The organism is Allobosea sp. 05L423 (genome assembly GCF_056397745.1).
The window spans coordinates 608,499-626,466 of sequence record NZ_JBFTOA010000001.1; the positions used below are offsets into that span (position 1 = coordinate 608,499).

At 66.4% G+C, this 17,968-nt stretch carries 22 protein-coding genes; 11 read left to right on the plus strand and 11 right to left on the minus strand.

Annotated features, from left to right (window positions below):
* Nucleotides 1–73: 73 nt before the first annotated feature.
* On the minus strand, nucleotides 74–1,447 hold the full coding sequence (locus AC1DNE_RS03095; protein WP_441471622.1) for an MBOAT family O-acyltransferase: 1,374 nt from the start codon (nucleotides 1,445–1,447) through the stop codon (nucleotides 74–76).
* A 20-nt stretch (nucleotides 1,448–1,467) separates the two neighbouring features.
* Between AC1DNE_RS03095 and AC1DNE_RS03100 the strand changes: the two genes are divergently transcribed.
* From AC1DNE_RS03100 to fabF, 6 genes are all read left to right on the plus strand, one after another.
* Nucleotides 1,468–2,268, plus strand: a complete 801-nt coding sequence (locus AC1DNE_RS03100; RefSeq protein WP_476766856.1) for a CerR family C-terminal domain-containing protein — start codon at nucleotides 1,468–1,470, stop codon at nucleotides 2,266–2,268.
* Entirely contained in the window at nucleotides 2,265–3,224 is a 960-nt protein-coding gene (locus tag AC1DNE_RS03105) for an HlyD family secretion protein (protein ID WP_441471624.1), read from the plus strand. The genes AC1DNE_RS03100 and AC1DNE_RS03105 overlap by 4 nt, the downstream gene beginning before the upstream one ends.
* Nucleotides 3,225–3,253: 29 nt before the next feature.
* Nucleotides 3,254–4,147 carry an ABC transporter ATP-binding protein gene (locus tag AC1DNE_RS03110; RefSeq protein ID WP_441471802.1) on the plus strand — a complete coding sequence of 298 codons (894 nt, stop codon included), beginning with the start codon at nucleotides 3,254–3,256 and terminating at the stop codon, nucleotides 4,145–4,147.
* Nucleotides 4,144–5,283: an ABC transporter permease gene (locus AC1DNE_RS03115; RefSeq protein WP_441471625.1), complete on the plus strand. Its 1,140-nt coding sequence runs from the start codon at nucleotides 4,144–4,146 to the stop codon at nucleotides 5,281–5,283. The genes AC1DNE_RS03110 and AC1DNE_RS03115 overlap by 4 nt, the downstream gene beginning before the upstream one ends.
* A gap of 73 nt (nucleotides 5,284–5,356) precedes the next feature.
* On the plus strand, nucleotides 5,357–5,872 hold the full coding sequence (locus AC1DNE_RS03120) for a winged helix-turn-helix transcriptional regulator (protein WP_441471626.1): 516 nt from the start codon (nucleotides 5,357–5,359) through the stop codon (nucleotides 5,870–5,872).
* A 10-nt stretch (nucleotides 5,873–5,882) separates the two neighbouring features.
* The gene (gene fabF, locus AC1DNE_RS03125) at nucleotides 5,883–7,148 is read left to right on the plus strand and encodes a beta-ketoacyl-ACP synthase II (protein WP_441471627.1); all 1,266 of its coding nucleotides are present in this window, start codon (nucleotides 5,883–5,885) and stop codon (nucleotides 7,146–7,148) included.
* Between the two features lie 9 nt (nucleotides 7,149–7,157).
* Here the strand turns inward: fabF and AC1DNE_RS03130 are convergent, their stop codons facing one another.
* The 3 genes from AC1DNE_RS03130 to AC1DNE_RS03140 form a co-directional block, all read right to left on the minus strand.
* Complete coding sequence (locus AC1DNE_RS03130) at nucleotides 7,158–8,687, minus strand: acyl-CoA carboxylase subunit beta (RefSeq protein WP_441471628.1); 1,530 nt, start codon at nucleotides 8,685–8,687, stop codon at nucleotides 7,158–7,160.
* Between the two features lie 119 nt (nucleotides 8,688–8,806).
* Nucleotides 8,807–9,595 carry an ATP12 family chaperone protein gene (locus tag AC1DNE_RS03135; RefSeq protein WP_441471629.1) on the minus strand — a complete coding sequence of 263 codons (789 nt, stop codon included), beginning with the start codon at nucleotides 9,593–9,595 and terminating at the stop codon, nucleotides 8,807–8,809.
* A gap of 42 nt (nucleotides 9,596–9,637) precedes the next feature.
* Nucleotides 9,638–10,294: a methyl-accepting chemotaxis protein gene (locus AC1DNE_RS03140; protein ID WP_476840908.1), complete on the minus strand. Its 657-nt coding sequence runs from the start codon at nucleotides 10,292–10,294 to the stop codon at nucleotides 9,638–9,640.
* Nucleotides 10,295–10,304: 10 nt separating this feature from the next.
* On the opposite strand from AC1DNE_RS03140, the gene AC1DNE_RS03145 reads away from it, so the two are divergent.
* On the plus strand, nucleotides 10,305–11,174 hold the full coding sequence (locus tag AC1DNE_RS03145) for a hypothetical protein (protein WP_476840909.1): 870 nt from the start codon (nucleotides 10,305–10,307) through the stop codon (nucleotides 11,172–11,174).
* Here AC1DNE_RS03145 and AC1DNE_RS03150 read toward each other — a convergent pair.
* Both AC1DNE_RS03150 and AC1DNE_RS03155 read right to left on the minus strand, forming a co-directional pair.
* A complete protein-coding gene (locus tag AC1DNE_RS03150) occupies nucleotides 11,096–11,410 on the minus strand; it encodes a hypothetical protein (RefSeq protein WP_441471631.1) in 315 nt (104 codons plus the stop codon). The two genes, AC1DNE_RS03145 and AC1DNE_RS03150, sit on opposite strands and share 79 nt — an antisense overlap.
* Before the next feature lie 123 nt (nucleotides 11,411–11,533).
* Nucleotides 11,534–12,532, minus strand: a complete 999-nt coding sequence (locus AC1DNE_RS03155) for a P1 family peptidase (RefSeq protein WP_441471632.1) — start codon at nucleotides 12,530–12,532, stop codon at nucleotides 11,534–11,536.
* Between the two features lie 173 nt (nucleotides 12,533–12,705).
* Between AC1DNE_RS03155 and AC1DNE_RS03160 the strand changes: the two genes are divergently transcribed.
* Nucleotides 12,706–13,332, plus strand: coding sequence for a Spy/CpxP family protein refolding chaperone (locus AC1DNE_RS03160; RefSeq protein ID WP_441471633.1), 627 nt, complete (start codon nucleotides 12,706–12,708; stop codon nucleotides 13,330–13,332).
* Nucleotides 13,333–13,451: 119 nt separating this feature from the next.
* Complete coding sequence (locus AC1DNE_RS03165; protein WP_441471634.1) at nucleotides 13,452–14,168, plus strand: MgtC/SapB family protein; 717 nt, start codon at nucleotides 13,452–13,454, stop codon at nucleotides 14,166–14,168.
* A gap of 56 nt (nucleotides 14,169–14,224) precedes the next feature.
* Here AC1DNE_RS03165 and AC1DNE_RS03170 read toward each other — a convergent pair whose 3' ends face one another.
* Complete coding sequence (locus AC1DNE_RS03170; protein ID WP_441471635.1) at nucleotides 14,225–14,467, minus strand: hypothetical protein; 243 nt, start codon at nucleotides 14,465–14,467, stop codon at nucleotides 14,225–14,227.
* 210 nt (nucleotides 14,468–14,677) lie between these two features.
* On the opposite strand from AC1DNE_RS03170, the gene AC1DNE_RS03175 reads away from it, so the two are divergent.
* A complete protein-coding gene (locus AC1DNE_RS03175) occupies nucleotides 14,678–14,830 on the plus strand; it encodes a hypothetical protein (RefSeq protein WP_441471636.1) in 153 nt (50 codons plus the stop codon).
* A 31-nt stretch (nucleotides 14,831–14,861) separates the two neighbouring features.
* Here the strand turns inward: AC1DNE_RS03175 and AC1DNE_RS03180 are convergent, their stop codons facing one another.
* Nucleotides 14,862–15,170 carry a hypothetical protein gene (locus AC1DNE_RS03180; protein ID WP_441471637.1) on the minus strand — a complete coding sequence of 103 codons (309 nt, stop codon included), beginning with the start codon at nucleotides 15,168–15,170 and terminating at the stop codon, nucleotides 14,862–14,864.
* 76 nt (nucleotides 15,171–15,246) lie between these two features.
* Between AC1DNE_RS03180 and AC1DNE_RS03185 the strand changes: the two genes are divergently transcribed.
* Nucleotides 15,247–15,567 carry a DUF1059 domain-containing protein gene (locus AC1DNE_RS03185; RefSeq protein WP_441471638.1) on the plus strand — a complete coding sequence of 107 codons (321 nt, stop codon included), beginning with the start codon at nucleotides 15,247–15,249 and terminating at the stop codon, nucleotides 15,565–15,567.
* 270 nt (nucleotides 15,568–15,837) lie between these two features.
* Here the strand turns inward: AC1DNE_RS03185 and rpsD are convergent, their stop codons facing one another.
* The 3 genes from rpsD to murI form a co-directional block, all read right to left on the minus strand.
* Nucleotides 15,838–16,455, minus strand: coding sequence for a 30S ribosomal protein S4 (gene rpsD / locus AC1DNE_RS03190; RefSeq protein ID WP_441471639.1), 618 nt, complete (start codon nucleotides 16,453–16,455; stop codon nucleotides 15,838–15,840).
* A 301-nt stretch (nucleotides 16,456–16,756) separates the two neighbouring features.
* On the minus strand, nucleotides 16,757–16,987 hold the full coding sequence (locus tag AC1DNE_RS03195; protein WP_441471640.1) for a hypothetical protein: 231 nt from the start codon (nucleotides 16,985–16,987) through the stop codon (nucleotides 16,757–16,759).
* Nucleotides 16,988–17,050: 63 nt separating this feature from the next.
* Nucleotides 17,051–17,911 (minus strand): glutamate racemase, encoded by an 861-nt coding sequence (gene murI / locus AC1DNE_RS03200; RefSeq protein ID WP_441471803.1) that lies wholly within the window; start codon nucleotides 17,909–17,911, stop codon nucleotides 17,051–17,053.
* Nucleotides 17,912–17,968 lie beyond the last annotated feature (57 nt).

The window sequence follows — 17,968 nt, forward strand, 5'->3', positions numbered from 1 at the left end:
CAGCGCGGCCGCGGCAAGCAGCGTCGCGATGAAGTTCCTCCACCTGGCCGCCTGACCCGGCGTGCCGGCCGGCTCAGAACTGGAAGTAGATGAACTCATAATTCGCGTCTTCGCCGATCTTCAGCAGGATGATGACGAACAGCAGCCCGGTCAGCACGGCGATCCAGCGGGCCGGTGGCAGCTTGTGGACGAGGTTCCAGGCGGTCGGGCCGATGATGGCGAAGCCCGCGGCCAGCACCAGCGCGCGCCATTTGAAGCCGGTCCCGATCGGGGCGAGGCCGAACAGCCCCTTGTAGATGGTCATCGCGGCTTCGAAGTTCGAAGCCCGGAACAGCACCCAGCAGAGCACCACGAAGAGGAAGGTCAGGAGCCAGCCGAGCGGCGCCGGCATCGGCCAGCCGGCGCGGCGCCAGAACAGCGCGAGGATCAGCGCGAGCCCGTGCGCCACGCCCCAGGCGACGAAGGTGAGGCCCGCGCCATGCCAGAGGCCGCCGAGCGCCATGGTGGCGAAGAGCGCCCAGACCTGGGTCGGCAGGCCGGATCGGGAGCCGCCGAGCGGGATGTAGAGATAATCGCGCAGGAAGCGCGACAGCGTCATGTGCCAGCGCCGCCAGAAATCCTGGATGCTGAGCGAGCGATAGGGCACCTCGAAATTCTGCGGCAGCACGATACCGAAGAGCAGCGCGAGGCCCAGCGCCATGTCGGTGTAGCCGGAGAAGTCGAAATAGATCTGGAAGGTGAAGGCGAGCGTCGCCTGCCAGGCTTCCATCACGCTGACGACCTTGCCGGCAGCGGCGGCTGCGAAGATCGGGTTGGCATATTCCGCCAGCGGATCGCCGATCAGCACCTTCTTGGCGAGGCCGAAGGTCAGGAGCATCAGGCCGCGCGCGATCCGCTCGGCGGCGTCGGGGCGCTGATAGGGCCGCTCGTCGAACTGGTGCATGATCTCGCGCCAGCGCACCAGCGGACCGGCGAGCACCTGCGGGAAGAAGGCGATGTAGAGCGCGTAGCGGACGAGATCGTAGCGCGGCGCCTGCCCGCGCCTCAGATCCGTCAGGTACATGATGTGGTGGAAGGTGAAGAAGGAGATGCCGAGCGGCAGCGCGATGTCGAATTTCGGCGCCGGCAAACCGGGAATCATTCCGGCGAGACTGGCGAAGAAGTTGAAGTACTTGAATACCGCCAGAACGGCGAGGTTCAGCACGATGGCCAGCGTGATGAGCCCGCTCGACTTCGTCTTCAGGAATGCTTCGGCAATCAGCCAGTTCACCCCGACGGAGAGGGCGAGCAGCGGCAGGAAGCGCCAGTCCCAATAGCCGTAGAAGGCGAAGGACAGCACGACCAGCACCGGCAGCCGCCATTGCGGCGCGAAGCGCTCGGCCAGCCAGTGGAGGGCCAGTGCCAGCGGCAGAAAGGCGAGCAGGAAGGCGAAGGAGTTGAAAAGCATCGGGCGGGGTGGGTGAGGGAATGGCTGCCGCCTTAGCCCATTCTCCCGCGCAAGTCATGTCATGGAGCGGCGGAGTTGCCGGGAAAGCCGCGGGAGTTCTTGTGCGATATTCAATCAATCAATTGATTGAATATCGCACAAGGAGTATTTTCATTCGGATGATCGCGACCTCAGATGCAGACCGTGGAACACGGGAGGCCCTGATCCGTGCGGGGCTGGAGCTGTTCGGAAAAAACGGCTTCGACGCGAGTTCGATCCGCGAAATCGCGCAGGCTGCAGGGGTCAACAGCGCCGGTATCGCCTATCATTTCGGGGGGAAGGACGGTCTGCGCCGGGCCTGTGCCGAGGCGATCGTGGCCACGATGCGGGAGCGGGTTCTGGGGCAGGAAAAGCTCGCTCCCTTGCCGTCGGCGTTGCATCCGGACGAGGCCTTGGAGGCCATGCTCATGGCGGTCAGCCGCGTGATCGCCTTCGCCACCCGGGCTCCCGAGAGCGAGGCGATCGCCCGCTTCGTCGTTCGCGAGATGATGGAGCCGTCTTCCGCCTTCGATCTGCTCTACGAGGGCATGGTGGGGCCGATTCACGGCCGGCTTTGCGCTCTGTGGGGCATGGCGACCGGCGGGGATCGCGAAGCGCAGGGAACCAAGCTCGCCGTCTTCGCGATGATTGGTCAGGTCCTCTACTTCCGGCTCGCACGGCCCGCCGTCATCCGGCGGATGGAATGGCAGGCGATCGGCGAGGTCGAGAGCGAAGCCATAGCCAGCACCATCCGCGCGACGATCACCGCCTCGGTTCTGGCAGCGCGAGGAGAACGCTCATGATTCTCGGCTTGCTCTGTTCCGTCGTTCTGTTGGGCTCGATCATTCCGGGCTGCGTGTCGGATTCGATCACGATCGCCGGCTATGTCGAGGGCGAATATGTGCGGCTCGGCCCGATCGATACGGCACGTATCGAACGCATCGACGTGCGCCGTGGCGAGCGCGTCGCGGCCGGAAGGGTCGTGGCTACGCTGGAGACGACGGATGCGCAGAATGCGGTCGCGGAAAGCGAGGCCCGGCTGATCCAGGCGCAGGCGCAGCTCGACAATCTGCGCATTGGCAGGCGCCCGGAGGAGATCGCCGTGATCGAGGCGAGCCTCGTCTCGGCCCAGGCGCAGCAGCGCGAGGCCGAGCGGGCGCTGGAGCGGCGACAGGATCTGCTGCGGCGCGGCGTCTCGACCCAGGCCGATTTCGACCAGGCGGAAATGGCGCGCGACGTGGCAGCCGCGAGCGTGCGCCAAAGCGCCGCTAATCTCGCCGTCGCGAAGCTGGCGGCACGTCCCGACGAGATCAAGGCGAGCGAGAACGCTGTCGAGGAGGCGAAGGCTACGCTGGCACAGGCACGCTGGAAGCTGGAACAGCGCCGCCTTGCGGCTCCCTCGGCCGGCCGCGTCAGCGACGTGCTGCGGCGCGTCGGGGAGCTCGCGGGACCGAGCGCGCCGGTCTTGCTGATGCTGCCTGACGGGGCGGCCAAGCTGATGCTCTATGTGCCGGAAGCGTGGATTTCGAGCGTAGAGCCAGGGATGCGGCTCGATGTGCACTGCGATGGCTGCGCGGCAGGGCTGACGGCGAGCGTCACTTATGTCTCGCCGGAGCCCGAATTCACGCCGCCGGTGATCTATTCGGCGCAGACGCGCCAGAAGCTGGTCTATCTCGTCGAGGCACGCCCGGATGGCGGGCCGCAATCGGCACTCCAGCCCGGCCAGATCGTCGACGTCATGTTGCGGGGGCAGCGGTGAGCGCGCCGCTCGCCATCGATGTGCGCGGCATGACCAAACGCTTCGGCCGGCGTACGGTCGTCGACAACGTCGACCTGGCCGTGGGGACCGGGGAAATCGTCGGCTTTCTCGGCCCCAATGGCTCGGGCAAGACGACTACGATCCGGATGATCTGCGGCCTGCTCAAGCCCGATGCCGGGGAGGGCACGGTGCTGGCGCTCGATATCCGCACGCAGAGCGCCGCGATAAAGCGCCAGGTCGGCTACATGACGCAGCGCTTCTCCTTCTACGAAGACCTGACTATCGCCGAGAACCTGACCTTCGTGGCGCGGCTCTACGAGCTGGAGTCGGTCGAGGAGGCGGTGGCGAAGACGCTCGACGGGCTCGGGCTCGCCTCGCGCAAGGACCAACTCGCCGGCACGCTCTCCGGCGGCTGGAAGCAGCGGCTCGCGCTTGCGGCCTGCATCATGCACCAGCCGAAGCTGCTGCTGCTCGACGAGCCTACTGCGGGCGTCGATCCCAAGGCGCGACGGGAGTTCTGGGACGAGATCCATCGGCTTGCCGGCGAGGGGATCACCGTGCTGGTCTCCACCCACTACATGGACGAGGCCGAGCGCTGCCATCGCATCAGCTACATCGCCCATGGCCGCATGCTGGCGACGGGAACCGTCGATGACGTGGTCGGCGGCTCCGGCCTCGTCACTTATGTCGTCCATGGGGCGCTGAAGCCCGCGCAGATCGCGGCGCTGTCGGCGGCCGAGGGAGTCGAGCAGGTCGCTCCGTTCGGCGCGGCGCTGCATGTCGTCGGGACGGACAGGGACAAGCTGGAAGCCGCGCTTGCGCCGCTTGCGCGCGCGAGCGGGCTCCGTGTCGAGCCGGGAGAGACCAGCCTGGAGGATGTCTTCATCAAGTTCATGGCCGACGCAGGGGAGCGGGCGGTATGAGCGCGCTGTTCTCCATTCGCCGGCTTGGCGCGCTGCTCGCCAAGGAATTCGTGCAGATGCGGCGCGACCGCATCACCTTCGCGATGATGCTGGCGGTGCCGATCCTCCAGCTCCTGCTCTTCGGCTATGCGATCAACAACGACCCGCGTGGCCTGCCGGCCGCGATCCTGGCGCTCGGGCAGGACCGCTATACGCGCGCCGTGGTCTCGGCGCTGGAGGTCTCGGACTACTATCGCTTTCGCGAGCGGCCGCAGAGCGCGGCGCAGGCGGAGAGCCTGATGGCCAAGGGGGATATCTCCTTCCTCGTGACCATTCCCAGCGATTTCGGCGTGCGGGTCGAGCGGGCTGACCAGCCGCGCATCCTGGTCGAAGCGGATGCGACAGATCCGGCTGCTGCGAGCGGCGCGGTCTCGGCGCTGGGGACGATCGTCAGCCGCGCGCTGCTGCGCGTGCAAGGCGAGCCCGAGACGAACCCGGCTGCCGCCGGCGCGGACGGGCTCTCCTTCGTGGTCCATCGCCGCTACAATCCCGAGAACATCACGCAGTACAACATTGTCCCCGGCCTGCTCGGCGTCATCCTGCAGATGACGATGGTGATGATGACGGCGATGGCGCTGACGCGCGAGATCGAGCGCGGCACGATGGAGAACCTGCTCGCCATGCCGACGACGGCCGGCGAGATCATGCTTGGCAAGGTTTTGCCCTATCTGGTGGTCGGCGCGATACAGGTCGTGATCGTGCTCAGCGCGGCCAAGCTGCTCTTCGGCGTGCCGTTCCTCGGCGATCTTGCGCTTCTCCTGAGCTGTGTCCTGATCTTCGTTCTGGCGCTCGTGCTGCTCGGCTACACCATCTCGACGATGGCGCGCACGCAGCTTCAGGCGATGCAACTCACCTTCTTCTTTTTCCTGCCATCGCTGATGCTGTCCGGATTCATGTTCCCCTTCGCAGGCATGCCGGGCTGGGCGCAGACCTTGGGCGAACTGTTTCCGCTGACGCACTTCCTGCGCATCATCCGCGGGATCATGCTGAAGGGCGCCGATCTCGGGGATATCGGCGACGAGGTGTTCTATCTCAGCCTGTTCGTGCCGGTTTATGCCAGCGTTGCACTGATGCGGTTCCGGAACACGCTGGATTGAGYGGAGCTGCCGCGTGAAAAGCAGATCGCCGAAGTAACTTGCAAAATGATAGTAACTGAACTAGCTGGGGCCCATGCAGCCCCGGCTCGTCCCGCTCGCCGAATGTCCCTGCGCCCGCGCGGTCGAGGCCGTGGGCGAGTGGTGGAGTATCCTGATCCTGCGCGACGCGCTGCAGGGCTTCACCCGTTTCGACGAGTTCCAGCGCAGCCTCGGCATCGCGCCGAACATGCTGGCGCGACGCCTGAAACATCTCACCGAAGCCGGGCTGTTCCAGCGGCGGCTCTATAGCGAGCGGCCCAAGCGCTACGAATATGTGCTGACCGAGCGGGGCAGGGATTTCTTCCCGGTCGTCGCTGCGCTGGTGGCCTTCGGTAACCAGCATCTCGCGCCGGAAGGGCAAGCCTTGCTGCTCGCTGATCGGGAAAGCGGGCGGCCGGTCGTTCCGGCCTATGCCGATGCAGAAACCCTACAGCCCGTGAATTCCGACAACGTCACCGTCATCGCTGGCCCGCAGGCCAGCCCCGGCATGCTGCAACGCCTCGCCATCGTGGCGGCGCGGGATGTGGCTGCGCCGGTCCACCGCACATAGGAGTTTTCGCATGCGCCGTATCGTCGTCACCGGAATGGGCGTGGTCTCGCCGCTCGGCTGTGGAACCGAGATCGCCTGGCAGCGCCTGCTCGCGGGGCGTTCTGGCCTGCGCCGCCTGCCTGACGCCATCGTCGAGACCTTGCCGGCCAAGGTCGCGGGCATCGTGCCGTCAAAGGCCGAGGATGCCGAGGGCGGCTTCGATCCCGATGCGGTCATCGCGCCGAAGGACCAGCGCAAGATGGACCGCTTCATCCAGTTCGCACTGGTCGCCGCCAAGGAGGCGCTGACGCAGGCCGGCTGGCAGCCGCAAAGCGAGGCCGAGCGCGAGCGCACCGCGACGGTGATCGCCTCCGGCATCGGCGGTTTCCCGGCGATCGCCGAGGCGGTGCGGACCACCGACGAGCGTGGGGTGCGGCGGCTTTCGCCCTTCACGATCCCGTCCTTTCTCGTCAATCTCGCCGCCGGCCATGTCTCGATCGAGCACGGCTTCAAGGGGCCGATCGGTGCGCCTGTCACAGCCTGCGCCGCCGGTGTTCAGGCGATCGGCGACGCGGCACGCCTGATCCGGGCCGGCGAGGTCGATATCGCGCTCTGCGGGGGCACCGAGGCTTGCGTCGATCTCGTCGCGCTGGGCGGTTTTGCTGCCGCGCGCGCGCTTTCGACGGGCTTCAACGACGAGCCCGAGAAGGCTTCGCGGCCCTTCGACGCGGATCGCGACGGCTTCGTCATGGGCGAGGGCGCCGGCCTGCTGGTGATCGAGGCGCTGGAGCATGCGCAGGCGCGCGGCGCGACGATCCTGGCCGAGCTGACCGGCTACGGCACGAGCGCCGACGCCTATCACATCACCTCGGGACCAGAGGATGGCTCAGGCGCGCGGCGGGCGATGGAGACGGCGCTGAAGCAGGCCGGGCTCCAGCCGGCCGATGTCGCCCATCTCAACGCCCATTCGACCTCGACCCCGGTCGGCGACCGTGGCGAATTGGCCGCGATCAAGGCGGTATTCGGCGATGAGGGCGGCATCGCGATCAGCGCGACGAAATCGGCGACCGGCCATCTGCTCGGCGCCGCCGGCGGACTGGAGGCGATCTTCACGATCCTGGCGCTGCGCGACCAGATCGCTCCGCCGACGCTCAACCTGGAAAGCCCGGACGAGGCGGCGGCCGGGCTTGACCTCGTGGCGAAGGAGGCGCGCCCACTCGCGATGGAGCACGCCATCTCGAACGGCTTCGGCTTCGGCGGGGTCAATGCCAGCGCTGTGTTCAGGCGCTGGCCGTAGGCAGACCGCTCACAGCGGAATGTTGTCGTGCTTGCGCCAGGGCCGCTCGACGTTCTTCGTCCGCAGCATGGCCAGCGCCCGAGCGATGCGCCGGCGCGTCGAGTGCGGCATGATGACTTCGTCGATATAGCCGCGCTCGGCGGCGACGAAGGGCGACATGAAGCGGTCCTCGTATTCTTTCGTCTTGGCCGCGATGCCATCCGCGTCCATGCCGCGGAAGATGATCTCGACCGCGCCTTTCGCGCCCATCACCGCGATCTGCGCCGTCGGCCAGGCATAGTTGACGTCGGCGCCGATGTGCTTGGAAGCCATCACGTCATAGGCGCCGCCGAAGGCCTTGCGGGTGATGATCGTGACCAGCGGCACGGTGCATTCGCTATAGGCGAAGAGCAGCTTGGCGCCATGCTTGATCAGGCCGCCATATTCCTGCGCCGTGCCCGGCAGGAAGCCGGGAACATCTACAAGTGAGACGATCGGGATCTCGAAGGCGTCGCAATAGCGCACGAAGCGGGCGGCCTTGCGCGAAGCGTCGGAGTCGAGCACGCCGGCCAGCACCATCGGCTGGTTGGCGACGATGCCGACGGTGCGGCCCTCGATGCGGCCGAAGCCGGTGACGATGTTTTTCGCGTAGGCTTCCTGAATCTCGAAGAAGTCGCCCTCGTCGACCGTCTTCAGGATCAGTTCCTTGATGTCGTAGGGCTTGTTCGGATTATCGGGGACGAGCGTGTCGAGGCTCATGTCGACACGGTCGGGCACGTCGAAGCTCGGCCATTCCGGCACGCCGGCCGTGTTGTTGGCCGGCAGGAAGTCGAGCAGGCGCCGCACCTGCAGGAGCGCCTCGACATCGTTCTCGAAGGAGCCGTCGGCGACCGAGGACTTGGAGGTGTGGACCTTGGCGCCGCCGAGCTCCTCGGAGGTCACGGTCTCGTTGGTGACGGTCTTCACCACCTCCGGCCCGGTGACGAACATGTAGCTGGTGTCGCGGACCATGAAGATGAAGTCGGTCATCGCCGGGGAATAGACGTCGCCGCCGGCGCAGGGGCCCATGATCACCGAGATCTGCGGGATGACGCCCGAAGCCTGCACGTTGCGCTTGAAGACCTCGCCATAGCCGCCGAGCGCCGCGACGCCCTCCTGGATGCGGGCGCCGCCGGCATCGAACAGGCCGACGATCGGCGCGCGCATCTTCAGCGCCATGTCCTGGATCTTGATGATCTTCTGCGCGTGGGTCTCGGAGAGCGAGCCGCCGAAGACGGTGAAGTCCTTCGAGAAGACGAAGACGGTGCGGCCGTTGACCGTGCCCCAACCGGTGACGACGCCGTCGCCGGGGATCTTCTCGCCCTTGTCCATGCCGAAGTCGACGGCGCGGTGCTGCACGAACATGTCGAACTCCTCGAAGGAGTCCTTGTCGAGCAGGAGCTCGATGCGCTCGCGGGCCGTCAGCTTGCCGCGCTTGTGCTGGGCCTCGATGCGGCGCTCGCCGCCGCCCTTGCGGGCGCCCTCGCGCCGGGTTTCGAGCTGTTCGAGGATGTCCTTCATGGCGGCAAGGCTCCCGGCCGGAAATCGCGTCTCGAAAGCCGGCTTAAGCGGGGCTGTGTTGAGAGTCCATTGCGACGTTTGCCGAAGCGCGCCCGCGCATTCTGCAGACGAACGGCGGCTCAGCCTTTCGACAGCAGAAGCGCTGCAGCGTCGAACTCGCGGCGGCGGATGGCGCGGCGCTCGGCGGCTTCCTCGTCCTGGCCCCAGACGGAGATCTGGTAGTCCTCGTCGAGATGGGCAGCCTGCCAGGCCGCTTCCGCGTCGATCGACCCGCTGGCGAGGGCGAGCAGGATGATCGTCGAGCCCGTCAACGTCATGACGTTGTGCGCGCCGGCCAAAGCGAGCGGTGCGGGGATGTCCCCGACCTGCCGGGCGACGGCGGCCAGCGTCTCGGCCGGCTGCTCGGCGAAGACGACGCCCTCGGCCAGAACGAAGCGGGCGCCGATCAGCGCCTCGACGCTCTCCAGGATGGGCTGCCAGACGGCGTCGTAGCGCGCGACAAGCGCCTCCGGTTCGCCGGCGCGATAGCAGAGCGCGTCCGAAGCGGCGTAGCGCACGATCTCGGCGCGAACCGCTTCCTGCTGATCCTCGACGCCGTCCAGCGCCGAATTGACCAGACGCGTGAGCGGCATCTGCGCGGGGTCGATCCGCTCGGCCTGCCGCTCCCATTCCGCCGCGAGCGCGTCTGCGACATTGCGGGAGCCCACCGCCAGCGGCTTGCGCGCCGGGGTGCGGGCGGTGCGGCCGTCGAGCGCGACATGGAACAGACCGTCGCGCTCGAGCACGCCGGCCTCCTTGTAGAAACGGGCGGGCAGGGGATTACGCATGGCCTGCTGGGCGGCCGCCACGGGATCGGGCTGGCTGGCGCCGGGCGAACCGAAGCGGGCGAGAAAATCGTCAGTGGACATGGCGCTGCCATACCGCATTCGCGCCAGGCATGAAACCGGTCTTCAGGCAGCTCGGACGCGCCCGAGGAACTGCGCGACCTCGGCATCGAGATGTGAAGATTGGAGCGAGAGCTGATCGGCGGACTGGGCAATGTGGCTGGCGGCCTCGTCGGTCTCGGCCGCGACGCGGCTGACGATATCGATGTGGCCGGCGGCAGCGATCGTTTCATCGGCAGCCTGACGAATGTTGTCGGCGATGCCAGCCGTCGCCACGTTCTGCTGTTCGACGACGACCGCGACCGTGCCGGAGATCTGGTTCAGCGAGCCAATGGTTGCGTTCATTGCGTCGATCGCTGCGATGGCCTCGTAGCCCGAACGATGGATTGCCTCGATCTGGCCCTGGATTTCCTCCGTCGCGCGCCAGGTCTGGTTCGCAAGGGACTTGATCTCCTGCGCCACGATGGTGAAGCCGCCGCCGGAGCGCCCGAGCCGCGCCGCCTCGATAGATGCATTGAGCGCCAGCAGGTTGGTGTGCTTGGCGATCGTCGAGATCACCCCGGCGATATTGCGGATCTCGTCGGCCTTGCGCGAGAGATCGCCGACGGTGTGCAGGACGTTGCCGGCCTGCAGGGTCGCGTCGCCGACGATACGTGCTGTTTCCGTTACTTGCCGGTCCACCTCCGCGAAGGACTGTGCCAGCTCGGAGGTGACCTGCGTCACCGCCACAACGTTGGACGAGGTCTGGCGCGAAGATTGCGAGGCTGCGGTCGAGCGCTGCAAATACCTCAAGCGCGCCGTTCTTCATCTGCTGCGCGGCGGTGCGAAGAGACTGCACGGACGCTATCACGTCGCGCGCGATGCGGGCGATGGCGTGCTCGAAGTCATTCGCGACGCTGTGCAGGATCCGCTGCTTTTCGTTCGCCGCTCGGGCTGTGGTCTCGGCGACGTCGCGGCGGGCCTCGTCGGCGACCTCGCGCGCGGCGTCGGCCTGCCGGCGTTCGGTTTCCGAGATTTCGAGGGATTGTCGCAAGGACCAGACGAGCCAGCTGAGTGCTGCGGACTGCACGACGACGATCAGGCCGTGGAGCAGCACACGGCCGATATCGTTGCCGTTCAGAAAGACGCCTGTCGGCTGCAGAAGGCTGAGGAGGAGATGATGAGCCGCGATCGCGATGGTGGCCGGGACGAAGACGCGCCAGTCGAGCCAGCCGGCGAGCACGGCCAGCATGGCGAAGAAGTACATGTGCATGTCGGATTGATAGGGGTGCCCGGCAAAGGCGTAGACCAGCAGCATGACCTGGCAAAGTGTCGCGATGCTGGTGATCTGCCGGGTGGGCCAACCCGTGCCATAGACACGCCACGCCAGAGTGCCGAGCGCGGCCAGCGCCGCCCCCGCCAAAACAAGAGATCGCCGGCTGATCAGAGGCTCGGTGAGCGGGGCGAGCGCCAAAAGGGTCGCATTGATCCACAGGAGGAGGAGCAGCAGGCGGGCGAAATGTGCGCGAAACCGGGCGACGTCGTTCATCGACTGCTCCATTCGGCAGAGCCTACGCAGAGTCGGGCGAGGCCAGCATCGATCACCAGCCAGGCTCCGGCCTGATAGAGCGCTCCAATAAAGCGGTCGTTCTCGCCAAGCGTGACGGTGACGGCGGGTGTCGTGTCGATCCGGATCAGGCTGCCGCCGGCAGTGGCAATGGCGGCGGCCATGTCGTGCGCCGAACTGCCGGCCGGGAAAAAGGCCGCGACGGGGCGGCCTTGCACCGGCCACGCCGCGATCAGGAAGGCACCTAACGCTGCGGCAATACCGCAGACCAGGCCAAAGCCGATCTCCCGCATCCTGCCCCCCTAGCCTTCCGGCCTTGCAGGCTGAACCTATCGCTCAGGTTGCAGGAGCAGGCTTGCGATTTGGTAAATCGGCTGGGTTCGGAAGCGGTGTGCCCGCGGTGGTTGCGTCGCCGCTCAGCTGCCGAAACGGTCTCTCCAGGCCGGTCTGGCTTCGGGGAAGGGCAGTGCCGTTGCGGCATATACCCCGCGGGCGACGGCACGGGCCAGGACATCGGCTGCGGTGGCGCAAAGTTCGGTGAGAGCGAAAGCGTCGGACGGCGCTCCGCTATGGCCCGTCGCTGCGGCAAAGACGACGTCACCGTCGAGCGGGGCGTGGGCCGGTCGCAGGGCGCGGGCAAGCCCGTCATGAGCTGCCAGCGCAAGCCGCCGCGCCTGGGCCTTGGTCAGCACCGCATCGGTCGCCACGAGCGCGATCGTCGTGTTCTGGCCGGTGCCTCCCTTGAAGCGCAGGGCCAGGTCCGCCGGGGCGATCGTCGCCGGCCAGCCGAGCCCGCCGAACTCGCCTTCACGCTCATAGGGCGCGGCCCAGAAATGCGGGCCGTCGCCGATCGTTGCGGTGCCGACGGCGTTGACCGCGACGAGGGCGCCCACGATTTGCCCGGTCGCGGCACGGGCGCTCGCCGAGCCGATGCCGCCCTTGAGGTTGGCCGTCGTCGCGCCGAAGCCGGCTCCGGCAGTACCCAGCGCGAAAGAGGTCGATGCGCCTGCGGCGGCCTTCGCGCCCAGTTCGCCATAGGGCGTGTCGCCGTCTCCACGCGCCCAGGGCTTCTCGCCGCCATTGGTGAGGTCGAAGAGGATGGCCTGCGGGACGATCGGGACGCGGAAGGCGCCGACCTGGAACCCGCGCCCTTCTCCCGCCAGCCAGCGCATCACGCCGTCGGCCGCACCGAGCCCCCAGGCGGAGCCGCCGGAAAGCACGATCGCGTCGATATGCTCGACCGTCATCTCCGGGATGAGCAGCGCCGTCTCCCGGGTGCCGGGCGCGCCGCCGAGCACGGCGACGGAGGCGACCGTCGGGCGCTCGAAGACGACTGCCGTCACGCCGGTCGCTGCCGCGACGTCATCGGCATGGCCGACATGGAGGCCGCGGACGTCAGTGATGAGGTTTTGCATGGAACGTCCGATGGCGAACCGAATCGCGTCGCGCGCGTTGTCGCCACATTACGATCTTTTCATCTTGAGGCCATTGCCGGGTCAGACATCAGGAGGCAGGCTGACCTCATCGCCAATCGGCTTCGAGACCCGCTGCGCGACACACCGACCGGACTGCCTCAAGGGAGATTCCCATGAAACCCATCGCCCTCATCGCCGCTTCGTCGATTGCGATGCTCGCCGGCACCCTCGCATTCGCGCAGCCGCAGCCGGTTCCACCGGCAGGTGGCGATCAGAAGCAGGAGCGTACCGACAGCCGCGACCAGCGCCGGCAGGATTGGCGCGAGCAGCGTGCCGAGCGCGCCAAGGCGCGGCTTGACGAGCGGCTGGCGAAGGTGCGCGCCGACCTCAAGCTCAAGCCCGAACAGGTCCCGCTGTTCGACAAGGTCGAGGCGCTCGTCAAGCGACGGAGCGAGCAGCGTGTCCAGCAAATGGCGGGGATGCGCGAGGAGCGCGAAAAGCTGCGCCATGCCGATCTGATGGAGCGCCTGGATGCAGCGGCCACGCGGCAGAATGAGCGGGCGGTGCGTTCCAAGGAACTGGCGGACACGGTTCGCCCGCTCTGGGTCACGCTCAGCGACGAGCAGAAGACCGTGCTGCGCCGCTCGGTGCGCGAGGCAGTGGCGGAAGGGCGTGAGCGTTTCCGCGAGATGCGGGCCGGGCGCGGCGGCTGGCAGCAGAACGAGGACGATCGCGGGCCGCGCCGCTGGCGCGACCGGGAAGACCGGCGCGATCGTGGTGGGTACGACGACGACGAGTGAGCTAAGGTTACAGCCGCCAATTCCTGCCTGGCACTGAATCCTGACGACATGGCGCCTCCGGCTTGCCGGAGGCGCACCTTCATGCGAAGCACCGCCGCCTGCCACGCGAGCCAGCGGCCATGCGCTTCATCCAGACCTTCGAACTCGCGCCTTTCCTGGACACGGTCGTCAGCCTGACGGCCGCTTTCGTGCTGGGCATACTGATTGGCGCCGAACGCCAGTATCGGCAGCGCACTGCGGGATTGCGCACGACCGTTCTCGTCGCGCTCGGGGCTGCGGCCTTCGTCGATCTCGGCATGCGCATCGAGGGAGCGCCCGGCGCCATCCGCGTGATCGCCTATGTCGTCTCGGGCATCGGCTTCCTGGGCGCCGGCGTGATCATGAAGGAGGGCACGAACGTTCGCGGCCTCAACACGGCGGCGACGCTCTGGGGCTCTGCTGCCGTGGGGGCCTGTGCCGGCGCGGATATGATCGCCGAGGCGGTGCTCGTCGCGGCCTTCGTCATCCTCGGCAATACGCTGCTGCGGCCGCTCGTCAACGCGATCAACCGCATCCCGCTCAACGAGCGGACACTCGAGGCGACCTACGAAGTCGTTGTCACCGCAAGGACCCAGGCGCTCGCCGAGGTGCGCGAGACGCTCGTCGACTATCTCGAAGCGGCGCAATATCCGGTCAGCGACATTACGACGGTCGAGCGTGGCGAGGACGCAGTCGAGATCGTTGCCAAGCTGATCAGCACGGCGGTCGACCGGAAAGAACTCGATCAGGTCGTCGACAGGCTGGCGCGCCTGCCGGCTGTGAGCCATGCGACCTGGGAGAGCAGCACCGCCGATTGACCGGGCCGGTCATTGCGAGCGGCCGTATCGCGATGCTGCCGACTTTGCTCAGGCGCTCAGCCGCCGACGGCGTCGGTCACGCATTTCTTGGTGAAGCTCGTCTTGGCGGCGCCGGCCAGCTTCTTGTCGGCCGCCTGCTTGTCGCAGGTCGAGGTCGCGTCCTTCTCGCATTTGGTCAGGAAGCTGGTTTTGGCAGCGCCAGCCAACTTCTTGTCCGAAGCCTGGATATTGCAGCTTTGGGCATAGGCCAGGCTCGCGGAGCAGGACAGCGCGAGGGCAATCAACAAGGTTTTGGTCATGGCGAATCTCTCCGCGGTAGCGAGGGCAACGATGACGCTACGGCATTATGGCGACACTGAGAACGGAATTCATCGGCTTCGCCCCGATTTTGCCGAACTTGCTAACGTGCGGATCTGAATAGGGATTTCGTGATTTACCATATCCGTTCAGATCGGATTCACGGCTTGCCGTTTACGTTTTGTCAGGAAAGGCAATGCGAGAGGTTAGCCATGAAGCAGATGTGGTTAGCATGGGCTATGCGGGCCTTTATCGGCTCCGTTTTTGTCGTGTGCCTTTTCGGGCCCTACGCGCTGTCGATCCTGATCGGCTGCATCGGGCTGGGCTGCTACTTCTTCCGTGACGAGGTCGGTTCGCATCTCTAGGAGATGCCCGCCGCGGCTGCTCGGTCGCGGTTCACCTGATCCGACGCAGGTGACAGGTCTTCACTCTTCCGCCCCGTCCATCCGAACGCCAGACGCAGCCGGAGTTGCTCGGCGTCCGATCATAGAGATGGATGGCCGCGCGGCGCTTGCGGTCGAAGCTCTGGTTCGAGAAATCATGGCCTCCGACGCGGACGTTACGCCCGAACCGCACTTCGGCCTGCGCCGTCGATAGCGTTGCCAGAAAGCCCAACAGGGCGAGCCATCCAAGAGCGCGGCCGCGCAGGCATCTGCGGGCCCGGACATCGGGATTCCCGGCGAAATGCGCGGTCGTCGTCTTCATTGGCATCGGTGAATCTTAGGAAAGCGGCGCCGAGTGCTCAAGGACGGGCGGCTGCCCTCGGATCGGAGGGGCTCGCTTGCCGCTGTATCTTTTTGCGGCGGCCTCGGCAGAAGCGTATGGTGAGTTGCGCAGCCTTCAGCTGATGCAGCGGAGGGTTTGCTGTTTCCCAAGGGAGGATGCCATGGGTCGCAAGTTCATCGACTGCCGGGCATTTCCGAGTGAGATGAAGTGCTCAATCGCGATCAGTGCCGATACTGAAGGCGAACTCCTGGAGGCGGCGGTGCAGCATGCCGTCGCAGTGCACAGGCATCAGGATACGCCCGAGCTACGTGACCAGATCAAAAGTGTCATCAGGGATGGCATGCCCTCCGAGAGGGCGCCGGATCGCGCCGCTTGACGCGCCAAACGCGGCGGCTCCGCTTAAACAGCACAGTTGGACAGCGATAAAGCGCCTCGCAGCGTTGGCCATGAGCACATGAAGGCTGGCTTCTACCAGGAGAGCGGGGAGCCTGCGGAACTCTGCCGGGCGTCTCCAAGAGCGCCTTGAGGGAGCCGCGCCGAATATGCGGCCACCCGAAGGGAGGTAAAAACATTTTGGGGGAGGGCAAAATCTTGCCCTCCCCCAAAGCATTGAACGTAAACGGATATTCTGCCCGTGCCGAACGGCTTAGCGCGAGTAGAACTCGATAACCAGGTTCGGTTCCATCTGCACCGCGTAGGGCACGTCCGACAGCGTCGGGGTGCGGGCGAACGTGGCGGTCGACTTGCTGTGGTCGGCGTCGATGTAATCGGGAACGTCACGCTCGGCCAGCGTGGCCGACTCGATGACGATCGCGAGCTGGCGCGAGCTCTCCTTGATCGCGACGACGTCGCCCGGCTTGACCTGATAGGAAGCGATGTTGACGCGCTTGCCGTTCACGGTGACGTGGCCGTGGTTGACGAACTGACGGGCCGCGAAAACGGTCGGCACGAACTTGGCGCGGTAGATCACCGCGTCGAGACGGCGCTCGAGCAGGCCGACCAGGTTCTCGCCCGAGTCGCCCTTCAGGCGGATGGCCTCGGCGTAATAGCGGCGGAACTGCTTCTCGGAGATCGAGCCGTAGTAGCCCTTCAGCTTCTGCTTGGCGCGCAGCTGGGTGCCGAAGTCGGACGGCTTGCCCTTACGGCGCTGGCCGTGCTGGCCGGGGCCGTACTCGCGGCGGTTGACCGGGGACTTCGGGCGGCCCCAGATGTTCTGACCGAGACGGCGGTCAATCTTGTACTTCGCCTCATGGCGCTTCGACATGTCGCGTGTCCTCTATGGTTCGCGAGTTTGAGGACCGCGCCCTCCTGCTCCCTGGCATCTTGCCGGGCATCCTGCGGATGCCACGTTGGTAAGCTGCCATTTTCTTTGCATCGGTTTGCCCGAAAAGCGGGAACCACTTTTCGGACCGATGCACCGGGGCGACAGATCCGGCTTCCGAAGGAAAGCGGATCACGGGTGCGGAAAAAGTCACGCGGCCCCGTGAGGAGCCGCGTGACGAGAGGCCTATGACCTAAAGCCGGCTTCGAGTCAATTCCGCTCCGGCGGAAACCACCGCTCAGCGCTAGTAGCGATAGCGGCGATAATAGTGGTGGTGATGTCGGTGGTGGTTGTACCAGCCATAGTGATGGCCGCGGTGCCAGCCATGGTGCCGGCGCGGACCATGGCCATGATAGGCATGATGTCCGTGGCCCCCGTGCCAGCCGTGAGGCCTCGCCTGCGCTTCGGAGGTCGCTCCGAAACCGATGAAGGCGAAGCCGAGTGCAAGCACTGACAGAAGCAGCAATTTTCTCATGCGCATGCCTTCCTTGCGATGGTCGCCATCACAAGGAACGCGAGGAGGGAATCAGAGTTCCTGTCAGCTCACCAGCGGCATGGGCTCGATCGCCACATGCGCGAGGCCGTAGCCGGCGAGCGCGATCCGCAAGGGACCGCTCAGCCCTGCGCCGGAAGTGAAGATGGCGGTGGCGTTCGGGCAGGGGACGTCGCCCACGGGGCCGAGCAACTCGACGACGCGGCGCGCGATCGCCGGAGCGGGATCGATCCATTCCACGGGCCAGGGCGCGAGCCGCTTCATCCGCTCCAGCAGAAGCGGGTAATGCGTGCAGGAGAGCGTGACCACGTCGGTGCGTCGCCCGTTCGCCTCGACGAAGCAGGGCGCGATCTCGGCGAGCAGCGCCTCATCATCGACGGGTTCGCCCTTCAGCGCCTGCTCGGCCAGGCCCGCGAGCCGCGTCGCGCCGATGAGCGTGACGTCGCAGGCGGCGGCATAGGTCTCGATCAGCTCGCGGGTATAGACGCGCGCGACCGTACCGGGGGTGGCGAGCACGGAGATCATCCCGCTCTTGGTTGCGGTTGCTGCCGGCTTGATCGCCGGCACGGTGCCGACGAAGGGGATGGCAAAGCGCGCCCGAAGCGTTGGCAGGACCAGCGTCGAGGCCGTATTGCAGGCGATTACCACGAGGTCGGGATGACAGCGCGCGATCAGCCGCTCCATCACGGCGAGGATGCGGGCGACGAGCGCGTCCTCCGCGAGCCGGCCATAGGGAAAACCGGCATCGTCGGCGGCGTAGACGATATGGGCGCCCGGGCAGGCCTGCGTCGTGCGCGAGAGCACGGTAAGGCCGCCGAGCCCGGAATCGAAGACAAGGATGGTGGGTTGGGGGCGCGGGATCGCGAGGGGGCGGTATCCCGTTCCGGCGAGAAGATCGACCTGCATGTCAGCGCCGTGAGACATCAAAACCCGACTTCGCCAGAGACCGGTTAAAGGATGGTC

Bases quoted from the DNA above. Each gene is read 5' to 3' on its own strand.
- AC1DNE_RS03095 (WP_441471622.1), bottom strand. From the start codon at position 1,447: ATGCTTTTCAACTCCTTCGCCTTCCTGCTCGCCTTTCTGCCGCTGGCA.
- AC1DNE_RS03100 (WP_476766856.1), top strand. From the start codon at position 1,468: ATGGCTGCCGCCTTAGCCCATTCTCCCGCGCAAGTCATGTCATGGAGC.
- AC1DNE_RS03105 (WP_441471624.1), top strand. From the start codon at position 2,265: ATGATTCTCGGCTTGCTCTGTTCCGTCGTTCTGTTGGGCTCGATCATT.
- AC1DNE_RS03110 (WP_441471802.1), top strand. From the start codon at position 3,254: ATGACCAAACGCTTCGGCCGGCGTACGGTCGTCGACAACGTCGACCTG.
- AC1DNE_RS03115 (WP_441471625.1), top strand. From the start codon at position 4,144: ATGAGCGCGCTGTTCTCCATTCGCCGGCTTGGCGCGCTGCTCGCCAAG.
- AC1DNE_RS03120 (WP_441471626.1), top strand. From the start codon at position 5,357: ATGCAGCCCCGGCTCGTCCCGCTCGCCGAATGTCCCTGCGCCCGCGCG.
- fabF (WP_441471627.1), top strand. From the start codon at position 5,883: ATGCGCCGTATCGTCGTCACCGGAATGGGCGTGGTCTCGCCGCTCGGC.
- AC1DNE_RS03130 (WP_441471628.1), bottom strand. From the start codon at position 8,687: ATGAAGGACATCCTCGAACAGCTCGAAACCCGGCGCGAGGGCGCCCGC.
- AC1DNE_RS03135 (WP_441471629.1), bottom strand. From the start codon at position 9,595: ATGTCCACTGACGATTTTCTCGCCCGCTTCGGTTCGCCCGGCGCCAGC.
- AC1DNE_RS03150 (WP_441471631.1), bottom strand. From the start codon at position 11,410: ATGCGGGAGATCGGCTTTGGCCTGGTCTGCGGTATTGCCGCAGCGTTA.
- AC1DNE_RS03155 (WP_441471632.1), bottom strand. From the start codon at position 12,532: ATGCAAAACCTCATCACTGACGTCCGCGGCCTCCATGTCGGCCATGCC.
- AC1DNE_RS03160 (WP_441471633.1), top strand. From the start codon at position 12,706: ATGAAACCCATCGCCCTCATCGCCGCTTCGTCGATTGCGATGCTCGCC.
- AC1DNE_RS03165 (WP_441471634.1), top strand. From the start codon at position 13,452: ATGCGCTTCATCCAGACCTTCGAACTCGCGCCTTTCCTGGACACGGTC.
- AC1DNE_RS03170 (WP_441471635.1), bottom strand. From the start codon at position 14,467: ATGACCAAAACCTTGTTGATTGCCCTCGCGCTGTCCTGCTCCGCGAGC.
- AC1DNE_RS03175 (WP_441471636.1), top strand. From the start codon at position 14,678: ATGAAGCAGATGTGGTTAGCATGGGCTATGCGGGCCTTTATCGGCTCC.
- AC1DNE_RS03180 (WP_441471637.1), bottom strand. From the start codon at position 15,170: ATGAAGACGACGACCGCGCATTTCGCCGGGAATCCCGATGTCCGGGCC.
- rpsD (WP_441471639.1), bottom strand. From the start codon at position 16,455: ATGTCGAAGCGCCATGAGGCGAAGTACAAGATTGACCGCCGTCTCGGT.
- AC1DNE_RS03195 (WP_441471640.1), bottom strand. From the start codon at position 16,987: ATGAGAAAATTGCTGCTTCTGTCAGTGCTTGCACTCGGCTTCGCCTTC.
- murI (WP_441471803.1), bottom strand. From the start codon at position 17,911: ATGCAGGTCGATCTTCTCGCCGGAACGGGATACCGCCCCCTCGCGATC.